Origin of the sequence: Bradyrhizobium sp. SZCCHNGR1005, from assembly GCF_032489995.1 — a bacterium.
Classification (GTDB): Bacteria; Pseudomonadota; Alphaproteobacteria; order Rhizobiales; family Xanthobacteraceae; genus Bradyrhizobium.
The window spans coordinates 1-21,282 of sequence record NZ_JAUEZC010000010.1; the positions used below are offsets into that span (position 1 = coordinate 1).

At 64.3% G+C, this 21,282-nt stretch carries 17 protein-coding genes; 8 read left to right on the forward strand and 9 right to left on the reverse strand.

Annotated elements, in window-relative coordinates; all coding sequences use genetic code 11:
* Positions 1 to 769: 769 nt before the first annotated feature.
* The 8 genes from QXZ85_RS29565 to QXZ85_RS29600 form a co-directional block, all read right to left on the reverse strand.
* Positions 770 to 1,279, reverse strand: coding sequence for a methyltransferase family protein (locus QXZ85_RS29565; protein WP_315768751.1), 510 nt, complete (start codon positions 1,277 to 1,279; stop codon positions 770 to 772).
* Positions 1,279 to 2,175 (reverse strand): SMP-30/gluconolactonase/LRE family protein, encoded by an 897-nt coding sequence (locus QXZ85_RS29570; protein ID WP_315768763.1) that lies wholly within the window; start codon positions 2,173 to 2,175, stop codon positions 1,279 to 1,281. Before QXZ85_RS29570 ends, QXZ85_RS29565 begins: the two co-directional genes overlap by 1 nt.
* Positions 2,176 to 2,529: 354 nt before the next feature.
* Complete coding sequence (locus tag QXZ85_RS29575; RefSeq protein ID WP_315768749.1) at positions 2,530 to 4,581, reverse strand: PQQ-dependent sugar dehydrogenase; 2,052 nt, start codon at positions 4,579 to 4,581, stop codon at positions 2,530 to 2,532.
* 12 nt (positions 4,582 to 4,593) lie between these two features.
* Entirely contained in the window at positions 4,594 to 5,874 is a 1,281-nt protein-coding gene (nhaD, locus tag QXZ85_RS29580) for a sodium:proton antiporter NhaD (protein WP_315706206.1), read from the reverse strand.
* An 88-nt stretch (positions 5,875 to 5,962) separates the two neighbouring features.
* Positions 5,963 to 6,553 carry a sigma-70 family RNA polymerase sigma factor gene (locus QXZ85_RS29585; RefSeq protein ID WP_315768747.1) on the reverse strand — a complete coding sequence of 197 codons (591 nt, stop codon included), beginning with the start codon at positions 6,551 to 6,553 and terminating at the stop codon, positions 5,963 to 5,965.
* Between the two features lie 70 nt (positions 6,554 to 6,623).
* Positions 6,624 to 7,283 carry a ChrR family anti-sigma-E factor gene (locus QXZ85_RS29590; RefSeq protein ID WP_315768745.1) on the reverse strand — a complete coding sequence of 220 codons (660 nt, stop codon included), beginning with the start codon at positions 7,281 to 7,283 and terminating at the stop codon, positions 6,624 to 6,626.
* Entirely contained in the window at positions 7,280 to 7,825 is a 546-nt protein-coding gene (locus tag QXZ85_RS29595; protein WP_315706352.1) for a sigma-70 family RNA polymerase sigma factor, read from the reverse strand. Before QXZ85_RS29595 ends, QXZ85_RS29590 begins: the two co-directional genes overlap by 4 nt.
* Before the next feature lie 230 nt (positions 7,826 to 8,055).
* Complete coding sequence (locus QXZ85_RS29600; RefSeq protein ID WP_315768761.1) at positions 8,056 to 9,783, reverse strand: HAMP domain-containing methyl-accepting chemotaxis protein; 1,728 nt, start codon at positions 9,781 to 9,783, stop codon at positions 8,056 to 8,058.
* A gap of 318 nt (positions 9,784 to 10,101) precedes the next feature.
* Between QXZ85_RS29600 and QXZ85_RS29605 the strand changes: the two genes are divergently transcribed.
* The 4 genes from QXZ85_RS29605 (at position 10,102) to QXZ85_RS29620 (ending at position 16,689) form a co-directional block, all read left to right on the forward strand.
* Entirely contained in the window at positions 10,102 to 11,484 is a 1,383-nt protein-coding gene (locus QXZ85_RS29605; protein ID WP_315706203.1) for an ethanolamine ammonia-lyase subunit EutB, read from the forward strand.
* A gap of 179 nt (positions 11,485 to 11,663) precedes the next feature.
* On the forward strand, positions 11,664 to 13,250 hold the full coding sequence (locus QXZ85_RS29610; RefSeq protein WP_315706202.1) for a B12-binding domain-containing radical SAM protein: 1,587 nt from the start codon (positions 11,664 to 11,666) through the stop codon (positions 13,248 to 13,250).
* 7 nt (positions 13,251 to 13,257) lie between these two features.
* Positions 13,258 to 14,088, forward strand: coding sequence for an ethanolamine ammonia-lyase subunit EutC (gene eutC / locus QXZ85_RS29615; RefSeq protein WP_315768743.1), 831 nt, complete (start codon positions 13,258 to 13,260; stop codon positions 14,086 to 14,088).
* Between the two features lie 243 nt (positions 14,089 to 14,331).
* Positions 14,332 to 16,689, forward strand: a complete 2,358-nt coding sequence (locus QXZ85_RS29620) for an efflux RND transporter permease subunit (RefSeq protein WP_315706200.1) — start codon at positions 14,332 to 14,334, stop codon at positions 16,687 to 16,689.
* A gap of 181 nt (positions 16,690 to 16,870) precedes the next feature.
* On the opposite strand, the gene QXZ85_RS29625 is transcribed toward QXZ85_RS29620, so the two are convergent.
* Complete coding sequence (locus QXZ85_RS29625; RefSeq protein ID WP_315741498.1) at positions 16,871 to 17,368, reverse strand: hypothetical protein; 498 nt, start codon at positions 17,366 to 17,368, stop codon at positions 16,871 to 16,873.
* A 426-nt stretch (positions 17,369 to 17,794) separates the two neighbouring features.
* Between QXZ85_RS29625 and QXZ85_RS29630 the strand changes: the two genes are divergently transcribed.
* The 4 genes from QXZ85_RS29630 to hpnE all read left to right on the forward strand — a co-directional run bounded on the left by QXZ85_RS29630 (position 17,795) and on the right by hpnE (position 21,201).
* Complete coding sequence (locus tag QXZ85_RS29630) at positions 17,795 to 18,037, forward strand: hypothetical protein (RefSeq protein WP_315706198.1); 243 nt, start codon at positions 17,795 to 17,797, stop codon at positions 18,035 to 18,037.
* A 187-nt stretch (positions 18,038 to 18,224) separates the two neighbouring features.
* Positions 18,225 to 19,103 (forward strand): squalene synthase HpnC, encoded by an 879-nt coding sequence (gene hpnC, locus QXZ85_RS29635; protein WP_315741497.1) that lies wholly within the window; start codon positions 18,225 to 18,227, stop codon positions 19,101 to 19,103.
* Positions 19,100 to 19,939 (forward strand): presqualene diphosphate synthase HpnD, encoded by an 840-nt coding sequence (gene hpnD / locus QXZ85_RS29640; RefSeq protein ID WP_315768742.1) that lies wholly within the window; start codon positions 19,100 to 19,102, stop codon positions 19,937 to 19,939. Before hpnC ends, hpnD begins: the two co-directional genes overlap by 4 nt.
* Entirely contained in the window at positions 19,939 to 21,201 is a 1,263-nt protein-coding gene (gene hpnE, locus QXZ85_RS29645; RefSeq protein WP_315706195.1) for a hydroxysqualene dehydroxylase HpnE, read from the forward strand. Before hpnD ends, hpnE begins: the two co-directional genes overlap by 1 nt.
* Positions 21,202 to 21,282: the final 81 nt, after the last annotated feature.

Sequence of the window (21,282 nt, forward strand, 5' to 3'; positions counted from 1 at the left end):
TCTGCCATCCCCTGTTCGAATCACGGCGGATTCCAACACTCAAGCATAAACTTAACGCCTATGGGGAATGCCGGGTGTTGGCCTCACCCATGGCCCGCCTGCGAAAAAAATGCAGGCGGCAGGTACCACAGGTGCAGCCGGATCAACCCGGCATTCCCTGCGCGATGGTCTGACGGCTTATACGTGGTCTCCCTGGTGCGCCGGGCTTTCTGGTCACCATGTCCGCGCGGAGCGAAGCTCCGTCGCGTCAGCGACAATGCGCCGAGAGCGCGTTGCGCTGGATACCAGCGTCGGGGTATCAGGACATCACGATTTCACCGTGCGCGTCGTGCTGTTCGTCCGCGTGCATGATCACGCTGCAGCCAGATGCGCCCACCGCTCCCCGCACTCAACGTTCGTGACGATCGCGATACGCCCCCTCAATGAGCGCGGGATGCCGAATAAGAACACGATTTCTGGAAAAAAGAGATCTAAAAATTTTGGCCGATCGGCTTGACTGCCACAATCAAATTGATCGGCTTGAATAAATGAGTTTTTCGGCGCGGGAAAAATGAAGCCTCGGCGACGTGTTTACAGGGCGGTTTTACGCGTCGTTCGCAGGAATCCCCAGCATCGATTTGGCCGACGGGCAATCGCAGAACAGGTGTTGTGCCGCGCTTGTTCCTCTCGCTTGTCGGGCGGCAGCAGAACGAGCCCCATGGGGCCGCGACGTATCGTCATAGTACGAACGGCAGCAGCATCTTTGTCCGCTGCATGTAAGCCGGGGGAATTATTCGGACATCAGCGCCTCCTCGCGGCGGGCGCTATAGATGCAATAGGGGGCCGACAGCAACAGTGGCAGCAGCCACACCAGACCGTATCCGATCGCCGAGCCGAGCAGGACCAGGAGAATGCCGGCGTAGATCGGATGCCGGACGATCGCGTAGGGGCCGCCGCTCACCAGTTCGGGATCTTCCTTCCGCGACATCGGCATGCCCCAGTTGCGCCCGATATAGATCCGCGCCGCAATCGCAAAGCCGATGCCAAGTCCGGCCAGCAATGTTCCGATCGCTTGCACCAGCATGCTGCGCGGATATTCGCGCAGTGCCGCCTGAAGGGCATGGCGAATGGTAGGGACCTGGACTGCGATGATGATCAGCGCTGCGGCCGCCAGCCGAACGGCCAAGTGTCGCCACCAGATCGTGCCGCCGACGCTGCGCTTGGCGCCCAAGGCCGCTATCGCCCAATAGACGATGAACACGAGCCAGAGCGCGAGGATGATCCAATGAAAGATCGGCATCAGCACGCGCCTCTCTGCAGGCAATGTTCACGGCCCTCGACGTCGGTACGGAAGGATTCGATGAAGCCGCCCTGGCGCTGACTGACGAACACGGTCTTGCCGTCCTCGCCGCCGAAGGCGAGATTGGTCGGCTCTTTTGCCGTCAAATGAATCTCGCGCAGCGGGTGGCCGTCCGGCGTCAGCACGGCGATGGCGCCCTTGAGGATGCGGGCCACGAACAGACGGCCGCTGAGATCGGTGCGCAGGCCATCGATCGTGTTCGGCTCGAACGTCTTGATCAGCTGCGGGTTGAGCAACGCGTTGCCGGCCAAGGTGTAGGACCAGATCTCGCCGCTGTTGGATTCCCCGACATAGAGCGTGCGTCCGTCCGGACTGAGATCGATGCCGTTGGTCGTGCCCATCGCACGCGGCGCGGTCATGACCATGCCTTGCATGGCGCCGTCTGCATCTCTCGCGATGCGCCAGATCTGGCCGCTACGGCCCTTCCAGTTCGGATCGCTCGCATAGATCGCGCCGTCATGGCCGAGCGTGATGTCGTTGGGTTGGCTCATCTGGTCGGAATGAAACACGACCCGAGGCTCGGTGCTGTCCTTCTCGATCGCAAAGATGTTGTGCTTCTTGTAGTCGGCGATGAACATCGTGCCGCTGCGATCAAACCGGATCGCATTGCCGATGCTGCCCTCGGGCAGCGCGGTGAAGCTCTGCGAGACCGTGGCTCCCGGCGCCAACTTTCCGATCGTGCCGGGCTTGCCGAGATTGACGACGAAGAGATTGCCGTCGCTGTCGACCGCCGGGCCTTCGATGCCGAAGGTGTATTCGCCCGACGGGGTGAGTTGCTTGCTCTCGAACAATTTCGGTGCGGCTGTCGCGGGAATGGCTGCTAGCACGAGGACCATGAGCAACGTAAAGCGCGGGATGCGCAGCGTGGGCAAAGGCGCGATGCGATGCTGCGTTCGCTTGAAGGCGGTGCGTGGATGGCTGTCGCGCATCGGGGCCTCATGGTTCTCCCGGCGATGCGCAGATCGTCCGGATACGCGCGGCTTGGCCGCGCCCTCACCATGAGGCTCTGTCATGTTACCGCAAAACAGGCCCTCGTCCTGAGGAGCTCGCCGGAGGCGAGAGTCTCGGAGGACGGTTGCGGGAGAGATCATTGGCCGAGTTTTTCCCATATGCGAAGGCCCTGTCCGCAAGGGGGAGGGGAGCGCGACGCGCTTGTGGATGGTGCGTGCCTGATGGGATCGCCGAGTCCGTCACAATGGCACCAGAAATTGCTGCTGGATGTAGTAGCCATCGTCGTCCGTGCAGGTGCCGTTCAGGTAAGTGTCGGCCGGCCGGAAGAACCGGCTGAACCCGGGCTTACCGTCAGCGCTTCTTTGTGTCACCACGACGACCTTCCCGAAGGGAATCTCGCCGCACTCCTTGCCGTCGCGCGCGAAGAATTTGCGGTGTGGCGGGCCGCCGGATTTCACCCGCATCCGGACGCCCGGCACCATCGTCGCGATCAGCTCATCGGCGACATCAAGCAGCTTGGTGTAGCCGGGTTCCGTCCTGGGGAGATTTTCGCCACCCGGCGGCATCAGCCGTTCCGCGCCGAGCCCGCGCAGTCGCTGGCGTAGGCGGCCGGCGTCGGGATCGCCAGGATAGATCCAGCCGTCGTGGGCCAGCATGAAGCGCAGCACGGTCTGATCCTTGTCCTGATCGGACTGGCCGGGCTTCAGGCCGAACTCGGAATGGCAGCCCGCACAATGTGTCTCGATCAGGCCCTTGCGGATGGATGTGAGCCGGGCACGGTTTGCCACGTCATCGGCAACGAAGCGCGCAAGCTGATCGATCAGCGCGGCGCTCCTGGTGTCGCAGGGCAGGGCGGGCGGCGGATCATCGCTGGTGCGGTCGATGCGGATCACGGTCTGGTTCTTGTCCTCGACCAGCCAGATCGCGCCGTCATCGGCGACCGTCATGCCGACCGGTGCGCCTTGCGGCCTGATGCCGTTGACACGGTGCCAGCCCGAGATGATCTCGTCGAAGGCGGCCGCAGGGACGAGACCGGAGACGGTCTGGAAGGCGCGTGTCGGCTCGGCGGCGCAGCTGACGTGATAGCGCACTGGGGCTGGGCTCAGTTTCGGAAAGCCGTGGTCATCGACCTCGTAGGCGAGCAGCCGGCTGCCGGTCGGCCGATAGCCGTGGAGGCCGACGAGCAGCCTGCCGTCGAGCTCGGGGAATTTGCCTCCTTTGTAGTACAGCATGCCGAGCGGCGCGCCATGTGGCGGCAGCAGCGAGAAAGGCCGTTTGTACACGGCGCTGGTGCTGCAGAAATTTTTGTAAGGTCCGGCCTGCAGCACGCGCTTGAACTCCGGGCTCGGCGTGGTCAGGTCGTAGCAATAGGGCCAGCCATAGTGCCGGCCGGGCTCTATCGCGTTGATCTCCTCGTTGGGGGCGAAGATGTCCTGCAGGTCGCGGGCGTTCTCCGCTTGCAGAAAGGCGTAGCCGTCGTCGGGAAAGCGCGGATGCAGCGCCAGCGCCATCGAGTTGCGCAAGCCCCGCGCGTAGACCTCGTGCGGCGGATTGGGATCGGTCGGCTTGAGTGCAGGGAAGATGCCGCCCGCGGGCGGTGTGAACATCCAGATCGCGGCGAGTGGCGCGTTACCTTCGGTCACCGCGCAAGGCTGCGTGATCGGTGCCGGCGTGAGGCAATTGTCGCTGTGCGAGCCGACATTGACGAACAGCCGTCCGGTCCTGTCGAACACGAACTGCTTCAACGGGTGCGCGCTCTCCTCGATCTGGGTGCCGTCAGGCAGGGTCAGCCGCCGGCCGGGGAGATCGTGGACGATGGTCTCGATCGTGGTCTTCGGCTGCGCAGCCAGCGGATCGAAGCGGAAGATGCTGGTGTCGGTCGAAGCATAGACCCTCCCGTCCGGCCCGGTCGCCAGGCCGAAGGGGTAGGCGATGCGCGTGATCAGCTCCTTGAGGCGCTGGCCTTCCGCTGCGGTCGGATCGAGCAGCAGCAGACGGCCGTCCTCATGGCCCCAGCCACCCATGTCCGCGACCACGAACAGCTTCTGTCCTGGAACCTGGAGGATGGCGCGCGGGAATTTCAAGCCGTCGTCGCGGCTCGCGACGAGGCCGGCGCAGAAGCCGGCCTTCATATCGAGCTGGAGCCGTGGGAAGGCCAGGGCGGCGCTGCCGCATTGCGCCGGGCCGAGCGCATAGCCGTTCTTGGCCGGCTGTGCAGAGGCGAGACCGCTCGCTGTCGCGAGCAAGGCGAGCGCGCCGCCGAACACCAGCTGCTGCCATGTCCGGCTCATCGGCCATCGCCCTCAATGGATGAGATGGTATTGCAGGATATAGGCGCCGGCGCCCGCGAGATAGCCGAGCAGCGCCAGGGCGCTGATCCGCCTGACGTACCAGAAGAAGTGAATGTTCTCGAGACCCATCGCCGCGACGCCTGCCGCCGAGCCGATGATCAGGATCGAGCCGCCGGTGCCGGCGCAATAGGCGACGAACTCCCAGATGAAGCTGTCGGGCGGATACTGGGCCAGGCTGTACATGCCCATCGAGGCCGCGACCAGCGGCACGTTGTCGATCACGGCGCTGGCCAGGCCCAGCACGATGACGATCAGATCAAGCCGCCCCACGGTCTTGTTGAGCCAGGCCGCGAGGGCCTCGAGGATGCCGGTGTGTTCGAGCGCCGCCACCGCCAGCAGGATGCCGACGAAGAACACGATCGAGGGCATGTCGATCCGGGTCAGCGCATGGGCGAGCGTCAGCCGGTGCTTGTGTTCGTGCGGCTTTTCGCGATGCACGATCTCGCCGACCATCCAGAGGATACCCAGCCCGAACAGAATGCCCATGAAGGGCGGCAGATGGGTGAGCGCCTTGAACAACGGGACCAGGACCAGAATGCCGAGACCGAGGAAGAACATCAGGTTACGCTCGAACAGGGCGATCGGACTGGTCGTCGGCCGCTCCGCGGCGGGCGGAGCGAGATGCTTGCCGCGCAGCGCGAAGCTCACCACCAGGAGCGGGACCAGCAGATTGAACAGCGACGCAATGAACACGCCCTTCATGATCGCCAAGGGCGTGATCTGGCCGCCGATCCACAGCATGGTGGTGGTGACGTCGCCGATCGGTGACCAGGCACCGCCGGCATTGGCCGCGATGACGATGATGGCCGCAAAGAACAGCCTGTCCTCGTCGCGCCCCGACAGCTTCTTCATCAGCGAGATCATCACGATCGCGGTCGCGAGATTGTCCAGCATCGCGCTCAGGAAAAACGTCACGATGCCGATCATCCAGACCAGCGTGACCTGTCTGGAGGTGCTGACCAGCGAGGTCACGACCTCGAAGCCGTTATGGGCGTCGATGACCTCGACGATGGTCATGGCGCCGATCAGGAAGAAGATGACCTGGGCCGTCGCGGCGACGGAGTCGTTGAGCTGACCCGTGACGTCATGCGTATCGCCGCCCAGGACCGCGTAGATCGTCCACATCAGGCCGGCGCCGACCAGCGCCGTGGCGGCCTTGTTGACGTTCAGCGGATGTTCCAGCGCCACCACGGCGTAGGCGAGCACAAAGACGAGGACGACGGCTGCGGTCATGGCCAGGCGGGTTCGAGGGACGCTCGCCGCAGGTATGACCGATCAGGGTGCGAGCAGCAAGCGGCGCAGGGCGTCCTGCGCGTGCCGCTCAGGCTGCCGCAAGCTCGGGCGCGCTGGAAAGGCAGTCCTGGCGCACCGCGCGCAGGCTGCGATGCAGCCAGGTCTTGATGGTGCCGACCGGGACGCCGAAGCGCTGCGACAGCCGGGTCCGGCTTTCGCCTTCGAGATAGGCCGCCGCCAGGAGCTGCCGCCGCTCTTCGGGAAGCCGCAGCAAGGCCTGGTGCGCGATCGGCTCGGCCCGCGCGTAGTCGAAGTCGTCGTCGTTCTCATCCGCAGGATCGGGCACCGACAACGCCTCGTCGAGCTCGGAGGTCGGAACGCCCCCGCTGCGCATCGCATCGATCGCGGTGTTTCGCATGATCGTGCACATCCAGGTGATCGGGGAGGCGCGGGCCGGATCGAAGCTCCTGGCGTGGCGCCAGATCTTCAAATAGCCGTCCTGCAGGACGTCATCGATATCGGCCAAGGCGGGCAGCAATGCGCGTACCGTCTTCCGCATCTTGGTCTTGGTGAGCGCGTGGAGCTCGGCGAAGGCCGCGTCGTCACTGGCCGCTACGGCCTTCAGCAACGCACCCAGATGTGCCACGCCTCCGGGCGGCGCCAACAGCTCCGATCGCATCGTCCGTCTCCCTCATTTCTCGATACGAAACGAGCGGGGCGGCACCGTGGATCACTACGGCGCGGACTGGTCAGAGCCGGACGAAGGGGCTGATCAACCGCCCGAGCAGGCCGTGAATGCGCAAATCGCCGGTCATGGCCACCAGGCACAGACACGGCCCTTCGTCGCCCACGATGGGACGATGATCGACCTCGTCATCGCCATAATCGAAATCACCCGGACCGTAGCGGCGGCCGGTGTGACTGAAGCTGCCCCGCAGCACGCAGGTGAGCTCGGTGCCGGAATGGGTATGGTCGAGCATCCGCGTACCCGGCTCGGCCCGCAGCAGGAAAGCGCGCGAGTTGCCCCCTCCGGAGAGCAGGATCGGCCGCATGCTGAGGCCCGGCGCGACGCGCCTGCGCTTGCCGATCGTGCAGCGCCGAACCAGTTCCGGCAGATCGGCCAGCTCGGGATCGAGGCTCGCGGGCTCGCTGATCCGCGGTGCGGCTTTCGGCGCTTTCGGCCTGTTCTCGATGCGGGCCATGACCGCATCGAATGCGCCGTTTGCCATCGCGACCGGCAGGGCGGCCTCGAGCGAAGCGCCGGCGAGCTGTTCGATGGCGCGCACGAAACGCCGGCATCGCGGACAGCCCGCGACATGGACGCCGACCACGAGCTGCTCGGCTTGGTCGAGCTTGCCGGCCGCGAAGTCGGCGAGCAGGTCTTCCGGCGGGTGATGGCTGATCGTCATGTCGGCTCGTCCAACAGTTCTCTCAGGCGATTCATCGCCAATCTGATCCTCGACTTGACGGTCCCCAGCGGCAGGCCGAGCACCGTTGCAATTTCCGAATGGGGCCGCTCCTCGACGAACGACAGGCGGATCACCGTGGATTGCTCGGTGGACAATCTTTCGATCGCTGCGGCAACGTGCCTCGCGTCTTCAGCCCGCGACATGATCAGATCCGCCGCCAGGGCCGGGTCGGCCTCATCGTCCAACGCTTCTGCGTCGACGAGTCGGCCAGCGCGCGCCGCGCGCCTTGCCGCATCGATCCGCAGGTTGCGGGCGATGGTGAAGATCCAGGCGGATGCCCCGGCGCTCGCCGGATCGAACTGGGCGGCCTTGGTCCAGACCGCGACCATCGCGGACTGCGCAATCTCCTCGGCGTCGTCGGCGTTCGAGCCGGTCTTGATCAAAAACCCTCTGATCCGCGGCGCAAAGTACTCGAACAGGGTTTTGAACGCCTCGCGGTCTCCGCGCGTTGCAACGCGTCCAATCAATTCCGCCCAGTCCACCTTAGCCTTCGGCCTTCTGCTCACGTCGCGCAACCGTGCGCCTAGAGGCGAACGTGGCGCTCTCCGCCGGGGGGATGCGATGTTCCATCCCGCAAGTTTAGCAGCTCGAACTCCGGTGGTCATCGTCCTGGCGCGCCTGGTTCCATCTGCCCAGAACGCGTGAATGCGTGGGTTGGATCACCGAAGCCGGGATTTTGTCGGGCCTCGGTCGGGCACCCAGGCCAGGGGGTCTAGCTGGCCTTGCGGACGTCCTGCGGACCGGACCGGAGGTTCTGGAAGAACTTCTCCACCTCGCGTGCCAGGCTTTCGGCGGTGGCGTCGAGGTCGCCGGACGCGGTCAGTACCGAGACCGCGGCGCTGCTGGTCTCGCCGATCGCATCGCGCAGCGAACCGATATTGACGACGAGGGTCTGGTTTCCTTGCGCGGTCGACTGTGCATTGACCGAAATCTCGCGCGTGGCGGTGTCCTGCTGCGCCACCGCATTGGCGATGTTGGACGTGATCTCGTTGATGCCGCGCACGGCGTGACCGATCTCGCGCACGGCGTCGACGGCGGTCTTGGTCGAGGTCTGGATCTGGCCGATATTGGTGCTGATTTCCTCGGTGGCCTTGGCGGTCTGGCCGGCCAGCGCCTTCACCTCGTGGGCGACGACGGCAAAGCCGCGCCCGGCCTCGCCGGCCCGCGCCGCCTCGATGGTTGCATTCAGCGCCAAGAGATTGGTCTGCTCGGCGATGGTCTGGATCAGGGTCAGGACGCCATCGATGCGCTGGGTCGCGGCGGCGAGCCCCTCGATCTCCGAGATCGACCGCTCGGTGCGCTGGCCGGTCTGCTCGACCGCACTGGCAGACTGCCGGATCTGCCGTCCGATCTCCTCGACCGAGGCCGACAGCTCTTCGGCAGCGCTGGCAACGGCCGAGACGTTGCTGGAGGCTTGCGTGGTGGCGCCAGCGGCCGCCGCCGCGCGCTCATTGGCATTGGTGGTGAGCTGGTTGATGGTCTCGGCGGTGCGGCGCATCGCAGCCGCGTTCTGGTTGACCGTCTGCATCACGGTGCCGATCGCCTGCCTGAACTCCTCCACTGCCTGCTCGATGTGACGGGCACGGGCCTCGCGAATCTTGGCGTCATCGGAGACTTGCGCGTTGAGGTCGCGGTTGTGCGCCATCGCCTCCTGGAACACGCGGATCGCGCGGGCGAGCTCGCCGATCTCGTCGGCGCGCTCGGCGTGCGGCACGACGATGTTCTTTGCCCCGGTTGCAACCTGACGGATCGTGGTGGTGATCACCGACAGCGGCTTGGCAATCGAGCGTGCGATGATGACGACGCCGGCCACGACCAGCAGCATGGCGAGCCCGCCGAGGCCGGTCAGCAGCAGGGAGAATTTCCGATTGGTCTCGGTGTCGTCGGCGATGCGGCGGCCGCGTTCGGCATAGACCTTGGAGAGCGCCTCGAGATCCTTGTTCAGCGCGGAACGCACCGAACGATTGGCGTCGTTGTCGCCCCATTCGCGACCTGCCGCCGGGCTGATCTCGTCGGCACGGCGCACCAGCTCCTTGCGGAACTCCACGAACTGCTCGATGCGCTTCTTGAAGGTGGCGAACTGCTCGGCGTCATCTGTCTGAACGATCGCCTCCCATTTGCCGACGACGTCGAGAATTTCCTTGTTGAACTTCAGCAGACCCTCGCCGTACTTGCGGACCACGGCAGGGTCGGTCGACATGTAGACGCCGCGCGATTCCATCACCACGGCATAGACCAGCGAATTCACGCGCTCGACATTGAGCGCGGCGAGATTGGCGGTCTGGATCGCGTGCGTCAGTTCGCCGGCGCGGCGCGAATTGTAGTCGGACAGCCAGGTGATCGCGGCAGTGAGCAGTGCAAACAAGGCGAAGATCGCATAGAGCTTCACCGCAAGCGAGTGACGGGGCGGGATTGCTGAGGTCGACGGACTGGACATCATGGGCTCGGTCATGCGGGCTCGCTTCCGGGGCCGGGCAAGCTCGGTCGTCAAGACCTTATGCATCGGTGGTCATGGACAAAGCGTTAAGGTGAGTGCTCCACTACCATGCAACCATAAGATCTTTTTGGAAGCAGTTTCAGTCGCTTCGGCGGGGCGCGAAGGCGTAGGGATGAGCCCCGGCCTGGCCTGTTCGGAAAGCCGGCAATGCAGCTTGTGGAGGCCGCCATCGCATCGCATCGCTGCGCTGCGGTCAGGACCAGATGATAGGCTGCGGCCTTGATCCGTCGCGCGACGCCTTTCGAAGATGGATGAGAACCCATGGTCTATCGCCACGTCATCGCCTCCACCGTCCATGTCTTCGACGATCTTCGCGATCTGTTGGCCAAGGCGACGCCGCCGCGTTCCGGCGACCGGCTCGCCGGCGTCGCGGCCGATAGCGCCGAACAGATGATCGCGGCGCGGATGGCGCTGGCAGACTTACCGCTCGCGCAATTTCTGCAGGAGCAGGTGATCCCTTACGAGCGCGACGAAGTGACCCGGCTGATCGTCGATTGTCATGATGCGACGGCGTTCGCGCCGCTGGCGTCGATGACGGTCGGCAGCTTTCGCGACTTCCTGCTCTCGGACGCCGCGACATCGGAGACGCTGGCGCGGCTTGCGCCCGGCATCACGCCGGAAATGGCGGCGGCGGTGTCCAAGTTGATGCGAAACCAGGATCTGATCCTGGCCGCGAAGAAGTGCCGGGTGACCACCGCCTTCCGCAACACCATCGGTCTGGCGGGTCGCATGAGCGTGAGGCTGCAGCCCAACCATCCATTCGACGATGCCAAGGGCATCACGGCCTCGATCGTCGACGGCCTCGTGCTGGGGGCGGGCGACGCCTGCATCGGCATCAATCCGGCCAGCGACGATCCCGCCGTGATCGGCGGTCTGCTGCGCCTGCTGGACGAGATCATCGCGCGCGGCGCGATTCCGACCCAGGCGTGCGTGCTCACGCATGTGACCACGACCTTGCGGCTGATCGAGCAGGGCATGCCTGTCGATCTGGTATTCCAGTCGATCGCCGGCACGGAAGCTGCGAATGCGAGCTTCGGCGTCAGTCTCGCGCTGCTGCGCGAGGGGCTGGATGCGGCGCACGCGCTGCGCCGCGGCACGGTCGGTGACAACGCGATGTATTTCGAGACCGGGCAGGGCTCGGCGCTGTCGGCCAATGGACATCACGGCGTCGACCAGCAGACCTGCGAGGCGCGGGCTTATGCAGTTGCACGCGCCTATCAGCCGCTGCTCGTCAACAGCGTGGTCGGCTTCATCGGGCCGGAATATCTCTATGACGGCAAGGAGATCATCCGCGCGGGGCTGGAGGACCATTTCTGCGGCAAACTGCTCGGCCTGCCGCTCGGCGTCGACATCTGCTACACCAACCATGCTGAGGCCGATCAGGACGACATGGACGTGCTCCTGACCTTGCTCGCGGCCGCTGGCGTCACGTTCATCATGGGGGTTCCCGGCGCCGATGACGTGATGCTGAACTACCAATCGACCTCGTTCCAGGACGCGCTCTATGTGCGCGATTTGTTCGGCCTCAAGCGCGCCCCTGAGTTCGAGGAATGGCTGGTGCGGGTCGGCCTCTGCGACGGCAACGGCCGGCCTGCCGCGGGCAACGGCCTGTTGCCTGATTTCGCCGCGCGCCTGATCGCCTGATCCGCGGGGGGCAGGTCTTAGTTCCGAACGGCAATGAACATAGGCTATTCGTCGTGCGTCAAAGCGTCGCCGAGCCGCTGTCGAATCTCCCGCAATTCAAATCTCAAGGAAGTGGTGGCGCGTCGGGCGTGACGGCCTTATGCTGGCGTTGCTTTGCATGATGTCGCAAGGGACGATCGATGAGATTCGAATGCATCGAGACCGTACGTCGCATTCTTTGCGTGTTCCCGCGCTATACGTCCTCATTCGGCACATTCGAATACGCCTATCCGCTCACCGACGGCGTGCAGGCCTTCATGCCCCCGCAGGGGCTGCTCCTGATCGCGGCCTATCTGCCGAGAGAATGGCAAGTCCGTTTCATCGATGAGAACATCCAGCCCACGAGCAGGGATGATTTCGAATGGGCGGACGTCGTGTTCGTCAGCGGCATGCATATTCAACGGCAGCAGATCAACGATGTCTGCAGCCGTGCCCACGATTTCAATCTGCCGGTCGCGCTCGGCGGGCCCTCGGTGAGCGCCTGTCCGGATTATTATCCCGATTTCGACTATCTGCATGTCGGCGAACTCGGCGACGCGACGGACGAACTGATCAGACTGTTGTCGCACGACGTGTCGCGGCCGGCGCAACAGGTCGTGCTGCAGACCAAAGAGCGCGTGGCCATGACCGATTTCCCGGTCCCTGCCTACGAGCTTGCCGAGGTGACGAAATATTTCCTCGGTAGCATCCAATATTCCAGCGGGTGCCCATACCAGTGCGAGTTCTGCGACATCCCGGGCCTTTACGGCCGCAATCCCCGCATCAAGACGCCGCAACAGATCATCGCCGAGCTCGACAAGCTCAGGGAGTGTGGTGTCACCGGCTCTGTCTATTTCGTCGACGATAATTTCATCGGCAACCGCAAGGCGACGTTGGAGCTGCTGCCGCATCTGATCGAGTGGCAGAAGCGCACGGGTTATGTGATGCGGCTCGCCTGCGAGGCCACGCTCAACATCGCCAAGCGACCCGAGATCCTGGAGAAGATGAAGGAGGCTTATTTCATCACCATCTTCTGCGGCATCGAGACGCCTGATCCCGACGCGCTGACGGCGATGCAGAAGGACCACAACATGATGGTCCCGATCATGGAGGGCATCAAGACCATCAACAGCTACGGCATGGAGGTGGTGTCCGGGATCATCATGGGATTGGACACCGACACGCCGCAAACTACGGACGCGCTGTTGCAGTTCATCGGGCAATCGCAGATCCCGCTGCTCACGATCAACCTCTTGCAGGCGCTGCCGAAGACACCGCTGTGGGACCGCCTGGAGCGTGAAGGCCGTCTGGTTCACGACGACGGCCGCGATTCCAATGTCAAATTCCTGATGCCCTATGAGCAGGTGCTCGACTCCTGGCGCCGCTGCATGGAGGAGGCCTACGAGCCGGAAAAACTGTTCGCACGTTTCCAGTATCAATGCGATCACACCTATGCCAACCGGATCAAAGTCCCGGTCAGCGACGAGATGAAGAGCTGGCCGAACGTCAGGCGCGGCCTCATCATGATCGCAAAGATCGTTTGGAAGGTCGGCGTGCTAGGCGACTATAGGCGGCCGTTCTGGAAGTTCGCTCTCGGCCAGCTCAAGCGCGGCGAGATCGAGAATTTCATCGCGGTGTCGCTGATTTCCCATCATTTGATCATGTTCGCGCGCGCCGCCTCCCGCGGTCACCAGAACGCCTCGAACTACTCGCTTCGGCTACGCGAGGCCGCCGTTCCCGCCGAATGAGCCGCCGGTGAAAGACACACCCGCATCATCGACGTCGGACGGGCCGGAACCGGTCGCCCAGGCCCCTAAGGCAGCATCGGTCAAGCCGCTCTCCTTGGCGGATCTGCGTCACCTGACGCCGGCACGCCTTGCGCTGGGACGCGCCGGCGCCAGCCTGCCGACCCGGCCCTTGCTCGCGTTCACGCTCGATCACGCGCGCGCTCGCGATGCGGTGCATGCGCACTTCGATGCCGCTGCGGTTGCTGAAGATCTGGCGCAGCTCGATCTGACCGCGTTCACCGTTGCAAGCCGTGCCGCGAACCGCAGGGATTATCTCAGCCGCCCTGATCTCGGCCGCCGGCTCGATCCTGCTTCGGCTCAGGCGCTTTCAAGTCAAGCCCTGACCGGGGGACGAGCAGGGGATGTCGTGATCGTGATCGGCGACGGGCTGTCCCCGAAAGCGGTCCAGGGGCACGCCGTCGCCCTGATCCGGGCGCTGGCGCCCCGGCTGGCTGCCGCCAAGCTCACGCTCGGGCCGATCGTGATCGCCACGGGCGCGCGCGTCGCGCTGGGCGATGAAATTGGCGAGCTGCTGGGGGCGCGGTTGGTCGCGATGCTAATCGGCGAGCGGCCGGGCCTGTCGGCGCCGGACAGTCTCGGTGCGTACATCACCTTCGCCCCTCGAATCGGCCGCAGCGACGCCGAGCGGAACTGCGTCTCCAACATCCATCGCGCCGGGCTCAGCTATGACGAGGCTGCAGCCAAGATCGCCTGGCTGATCCGCGAGGGCTGGGCACGCCAGCTGACCGGCATTGCATTGAAGGACGAGAGCGACGGTACGCCGCAACTATCGGCTTAAATCCGCAGTGGCCGAATCGCGACGTAGGCGGAAATTATGGCCTCTCTCCGACTTGTGTCGCGGTGTGCGCTTGCGAGCAGCGCGAGAGACCTGCTAAACGGGCCGAAGAATTTTCGTATGTTTTCAAGGGTTAAGATCGGCTTCGGGCCATAATGCGGCCAATCATTCTGCGCTGAGCGGCCCTATTTTCGCCCTCTCTGCTCAGGCTTGAGCCAGGACCGAGCTTCAACGACTGGACAGGGCATGCTCGAAGTCAGACGCGACAATGAAGTCCATGTCGAAAAGGTCGAGACGCGGCCGCTTGGCAGCATCGCCTTCGGCCTGGAGCGGATTGGCTTGCTCGCGGTCAAGGCGCCGGTCATCTCCTGCATCGTGCTCTTGGTCCTGATCGTCGGCGCCGTGTTCGGCATCCACCGAATCAAGATCGACGATTCGCTCAGCCAGTTGTTCCGGTCCGACACCCAGGAATTCCACCAGTACGAAGAGGTGACGAAGAAATTCCCGGCGGAGGAGTTCGACGTCCTGGTCGTGGTCGAAGGCAAGAACCTGCTGTCGCGCGACAATCTGCAGAAGCTGCGCGACTTCGTCACCGACCTGCAATTGGTCGATGGCACGCGCGGCCTTGTCTCGCTGTTCTCGGCCCGCCAGGCGCCGGCGCCCGGCAAGCTGCCGGCAGCGCTGTTTCCCTCCGACCTTCCTGAAGGGGAGGCCTACGACAAGTTCATCGAGACGGTGAAGTCCAACGAGATCATCCGCGGCAAGCTGCTCTCCGAGGACGGTACGCTCGCGCTGGTCGTGCTGTCGCTCGATCCCAAGGTGGTTGCCAGCAGCGAACTTGGCAAGGTCGTCGGCGACATCCGCAAGCTGATGACGGAGGATCTGGCCGATACCGGCCTCAATGCGGATCTCTCCGGCGTTCCGGTCATGCAGCTGGAAATCCGCAACGCGGTCGAGCGCGACGGGCTCACCTACAACGTGCTCGGGATCCTCGCCGGCTGCATCATCGCGATCATCTTCTTCCGCAAGATTTCCTTCATGATCGTGGCGGCGTTTCCGCCGCTGATCGCGATTCTGCTGGCGCTCGGCGCGCTCGGCTGGGCCGGTTTCAATCTCAACATGTTCCTGAACGTGATGACGCCGCTCATCATGGTGATCAGCTTCTCCGATTCGATGCAGCTGACTTTCGCGGCGCGCGACCGGCTGATCGCGGGGCAGGACAAATATACCGCGTTCAAGAATGCGGTCCTGGTCGTCGGCCCGGCCTGCGTGCTGACCCATGCGACGGCCGGCATTTCCTTCATCGCGCTGCAATTCTCCGATTCCGACCTGATCCGGAAATTCGGCGAGGCGGGGCTCGCCGCGACGATCATCGCGCTGCTCGCGGTGTTGTCGCTGGTGCCGGTGTTCGGCGTGCTGCTGGTCCGCAATGAGCGGATCTTTGCCGTCAAGTTCCAGAGCGCGGACGCCGGCGTGCAGGGGCTGCGCAATTTCTGCTACTGGATCGCGGTCCGCATGGTCGGCCGGCCGGGGCTGTTCAGCTTGATCGCGGTGCTGTTCGTAGGTTCGCTCGCCGTGATCTATGCCAATCTCCAGCCGCGCTATCGGCTGGCCGACCAGGTGCCGGACAAGCGGCAGGCGGTCGCCGCGAGCAACCGGCTCGACGCAAAGCTGACCGGCGCCAATCCCGTCAACGTGCTGATCCAGTTTCCGAAGGGCGCTTCGCTCTATGCGCCGGAGACATTGCAGACGATCGCCGACGTCCACGCCACCGTGGAGAAGGCGGCCGGGGTCGGCAATGTGTGGTCGGTCGAGACGCTGCGACGCTGGCTCGCCGAGAAGGCGGGAAGCGACGACGTCGCGACGCTCAAGGAATATGTCAACCTGATCCCCGAGCATCTGGTACGCCGTTTCATCGACGCCCAGCAGGATGCGGTCGTGGTGGCGGGCCGGGTGCCCGACCTTGACTCCAGTCAGCTCCTGCCCGTGGTCGATAAGCTCGACCATGAGCTCGACGCGGTCAGGAAGAAGCATCCGGGTTACGAGGTCGCAGTCACCGGGCTGGCTGCGATTGCCGCACGCAACTCCGCCAGCATGATCGAGAAGCTCAACCATGGCCTGACCATCGAGTTCGCGCTGGTGGCGATGTTCATCGGGCTTGCCTTCCGCTCCTGGGTGGTGATGCTCGCCTGCATCCTGCCCGGCATCTTCCCGGTGGTGATGTCCGGTACCCTGCTGTGGGCGATGGGGGAGGGCCTGCAGTTCGCCAGCGTCGTGGCCTTGACCGTGTCGTTCGGCCTCGGGCTGTCGGCGACCATCCATTTCCTCAACCGCCTCCGGCTGGAGGGCAGGCCGGATGTCAGCGCGGCGGTCGCGGTCGAACGCGCCACCGTGCTGGTCGGACCCGCGCTGATCCTGACCACGGTGGTGCTGGCCTGCGGCTTGGTCGTGACGGTGTTTTCCGATCTGCCCTCGCTGCGCCTGTTCGGCTGGCTCAGCGCCTTCTCGATGGTGGCGGCACTGTTCGCCGACCTCTTCATCCTGCGCCCGACGGCGATGTTCCTGATCAACATCGCGCAGAAGTTCGGACGCAAGGCAGTGTGATCGCGGCCGCTCGAATGACGGGGCCGATGGGGGATATCGGCGGCGTACGCCCGCGCAGATGTGACAGGTTGAACGAAGCGCTTGGCCGCAGGCGTTGAGCAAACCACCGCTAAAAACGAACGGCCCTGACGAGGTCAGGGCCGTTGGCGAATTCGGATGTGTCGGATCGCGTCCGGGACCATCAGGTCTTCGACATCGTGATATTGACGCCGCGGATTTCGCCCTTCGAGCTGATGCTCACGGTCTGCTTGTTGCCGCTCGTCCGCAGCGACAGGCTGGCGGCAAAGCCGGCGGCCTGCACGAACACCTCGATCTGGCCGCGGCCGGCGGTGCCCTGCAATTCGCCGTTCAAGTTGCGGCTGGCCTCGCTCCAGTTGCCGGAAATGCGGTCGCCCTCGCTGGTCACGTCGCTCGACAGGATGAACTTGTAGCTGTCGCTGGCGCATTGCAGGCTCTGCTTGAGGGTCACGCCGGCCACTCGGTAGTTGGCCTTGCAGCGGATACGCTCGGTGGTCCCATCCGACAGCGCGACCGTCCCGGTGCCCGACCAGTTGCCGTCGAAGCCGGCAAACGGGCCGCCGGATTGGGCGTAGCTTGCGGACACGGACAGCATCAACGCAGCGGACAGACCTGCGGCCTTGATCACGTGTCCAGAGAGACTTGAGCCAAACAGTTTCATATCGAGTTTCCCATCCAAATTGACGCTCTTCCGCAAGACACGTCTCGCCGCATCGACCACTTAGTGTCTCCGCACCCAGTGAGGTTCAAATGACGGACGAGCGGCGCGGTTCGAAGGCTGCGGTTGGCGAAGCCGCAAACCGCTCCTCGTGGTTTCGGCGGCGGCGCATCTAACGGTGTGCGCGGCATGCATGCAACAGCCAAATGCGAAAAACCGCGACTGTAAAATAATGCCCTAGTATCAAAAGCTTGTTTATGCGAAATGATCGACCCCGAGCCGGTTCGGTTCGGAACTTTTGGACGCAAATCTGGCCGCATTTGGCAGCGTTTCGGGCGCTGGGAGGGCGTGCGGCTCTTGCAAACCGAACGGTCGTTTCCTGACGCCATCGGTCGTCGGGAATGTCCGGCTGTCGAATGAAGGAACAAGATGCGTAAGATCTTTCTTGCACTTTCCCTGCTGTCGCTCTCCGTCTCCACCGGTGCTTACGCACAGCAGGCCGCTGGGCGCAGCGGTACTCCCGAGGAACAGGCGGCTTGTACGCGTGACGTGCAGAAATACTGCCGGCCCGTGATGGATCAGGGCGATTTCACCGTCTTGGCCTGCCTGAAGGAGAATCGCACCAAGATCAGCCAGGCTTGCGATCAAGTCCTGAAGACCCACAACCAATAAGCCCTCGTCTTCCGAAGTTGGGTTAACGGCCCGCCCGCACCGTTTGAGGCGCCGGCGGGCCGGATTGTGCAGTTTGCATTGGTTTTGGCTGCATCTTCGCCTATATGAGACCGGCAATCCTTCGCGATCGGCGAGGGACGGGCATTGTTCGCCACTGCGCCTGTCAACCTGATAGTTTGTTTTCCCTATGACCACCGCGAGCGATTTGCGATCCGGCAAGACACACCGGGACGAGAACTTTCCAGTGGCCTCCTGGATCATCCGCCCAGAGCACCGGCCGCTGATCCTCTCCTTTTACAACTTCGTCCGAACCGCAGACGACATCGCCGACCATCCGACGCTCGCGGCCGATGAGAAACTGCGGCTGCTCGATCTGCTCGAGGCCGAACTGACCGGCACGGGCGACACGCAGGACGTCGCGGTCAATTTGCGTCGCGCTTTCGCCGAACGGGCGATGTCGCCGCGCCATGCGCTCGATCTGTTGGCCGCCTTTCGCATGGACGTGACCAAGCTGCGCTACGAAAACTGGGACGAACTCATTCACTACTGCCGTTATTCCGCCATGCCGGTCGGGCGCTTCCTGCTCGATGTCCACGGCGAGAGCACCGCGACCTGGCCGGCCTCGGACGCGATCTGCGCGGGCTTGCAGATCAACAACCATCTTCAGGACTGCGGCAAGGATTACAGGGCGCTCAACCGCGTCTATCTTCCGCAAGACGTGCTGGCCGACCATGGCGCCACCGTCGAGATGCTGGGCGAGCCGAAGGCGCCGGCGCCGCTGCTCGCCTGTCTGCACAAGCTTGCCGAACGCAATGAAGCGCTGCTCGACGAGGGCAGGGATTTGAACAGCGGCGTGAAGGATTTCCGGCTCGGGCTCGAGATCGCCCTGATTCAGGCCTTTGCGGATCGTATCGTGCGCATGTTGAAGGAGCGCGACCCCTTGAGCGAACGCGTCCATCTCAGCCCGCTCGAACTACTTGGCTGCAGCGTCGGCGCCGTCACCGGCGAAATCGGCCGTCGCCTGGCCGGACGTCATCCGGCCTCGAAAACGGCGGCCGGCGCATGACGTTCGAAGCCACCGCCGAGACTCCCGATTACGAGGCTGCCGCGTCCGGCAGCTCGTTCTACGCGGCCATGCGGATCCTGCCGCGCGCGCAGCGCGAGGCGATGCTGCAGATCTACAGCTTCTGCCGCCAGGTCGACGACATCGCCGACTCCGAGGGGCCACGCGACGAGCGGCTCGCCGCCCTGCAGCGCTGGCGGGAGGATATCGACGCATTGTATCAGGGCCATCCGCCGGCGCGGCTGCGCGATTACGTCCGCACGGTCAAGACGTTCGGCCTGAAGCGCGAGGACTTCCTTGCGGTCATCGACGGCATGGAGATGGATGTGCCGCAGGACATCCGCGCGCCCGATTTCGCGACCCTCGATCTCTATTGCGATCGGGTGGCGAGCGCCGTCGGACGCCTCTCTGTTCGTGTGTTCGGCATGCCGGAGCAGGACGGCATTCTGCTTGCGCATCATCTCGGCCGTGCGCTGCAGTTCACCAACATCCTGCGCGATATCGACGAGGACGCGCAGCTCGGAAGGCTTTATCTGCCGCGCGAAGCGCTCCTGCATGCCGGCATCACCGGCGACGATCCGGCCAAGGTGACCGCAGAGCGCGCCTTGCCGAAGGTCTGCAACTCGCTCGCCGTTCACGCCAAGGCACATTTCGAAAAATCCGACGAGATCATGCAGCGCAATCGCCGCCGGGCGGTGCGCGCGCCGCGGATCATGTCCAAATACTATCGTGCCGTGCTCGATCTGCTGCTCGCGCGCGGCTTCAATGCCCCTCGCGAGCCGGTGCATGTGAGCAAGCTCACCAAGCTCGGCATCATCCTCCGTTACGCCTTCATCTGATGCAGAAAACCGCTCACATCATCGGTGCCGGGATCTCCGGTCTTTCGGCCGGCGTGCGGCTCGCCAATGCCGGCTATGTCGTGCATGTCCACGAGGCGACGCAGCAGATCGGCGGTCGCTGCCGCTCCTATTATGATGCCGCGACCGATCTGGTGATCGACAACGGCAATCACCTTTTGCTGTCGGCCAACCATCATGCGCTGGCTTACGCGCGCACCATTGGTTCGGAGGCCGGCCTGGTCGGGCCCAAACAGGCGCAATTCGCCTTCGTCGACATCAGGACGGGTCAGCGCTGGCTGCTCGACCTCGGCGATGGCCGGTTGCCGCTGTGGGTGTTCGATGCGAGCCGGCGCGTGCCGGATACGGCCTTGCGCGACTATCTCGCGCTGTCGCCGCTGATTTGGGCCGGCACGAACAAGACGATCGGCAGCACCATTCCCTGCAAGGGCACTTTATACGATCGCCTGGTTCAGCCGCTGCTGCTGGCGGCGCTGAACTGCGACCCGCCGGAAGGCTCGGCCGGACTTGCCGGCGCGATCGTGCGGGAGACCTTGCTCGCCGGCGGGCAGGCATGCCGGCCGCTGATCGCGCGCGACGGTCTCTCCGGCGTGCTGATCGATCCTGCGGTCAAATTCCTGGAAAGCAGAGGCGGCAGCGTGCGCACCGGGCGCGAGCTGCGCAGCTTGGAAACCTCCGGCGGCCGCGTGTCGGGGCTGGCCTTCGGCGGGGGCGAGACCATCGCAGTGGGTCCGAACGATGTGGTCGTGCTGGCAGTGCCGCCGAGGGCGGCGCAGGCGCTGCTTCCGGGCCTGCCGGCGCCGACCAAATTCCGCGCGATCGTCAATGCGCATTTCCGCGTCGACCCGCCGCGCGACGCCGCGCCCATCCTGGGCGTGGTCGGCGGCCTGGTCGAATGGCTGTTTGCTTTTCCGCAGCGGTTGTCGGTGACGATCAGCAATGGCGACCGCCTGGTCGACCAGCCGCGCGAGGAGCTCGCCGCGGCGATCTGGGCCGATATCCGCAAGGCTGCCGGGATTTCGGCCGACCTGCCGGCGCAATTGCCCCCTTGGCAGATCGTCCGCGAGCGGCGGGCCACCTTCGAGGCGACCCCGGAACAGAACGCGCTCCGGCCGGGCCCGAAGACCGCGTTCCAGAATCTGGCGCTTGCCGGTGATTGGACCGATACCGGGTTGCCAGCCACCATCGAAGGCTCGGTGCGCTCCGGGGACCGCGCGGCGGATCTCATGCTGGCGAGCGGTTGAGCTCGGCTACCTCGGGCCGGTATTGGCGACGCCTGAGTCGATTTTGCGGCTCGGTTCTGCTGGAATGGCATGAATTTTGCT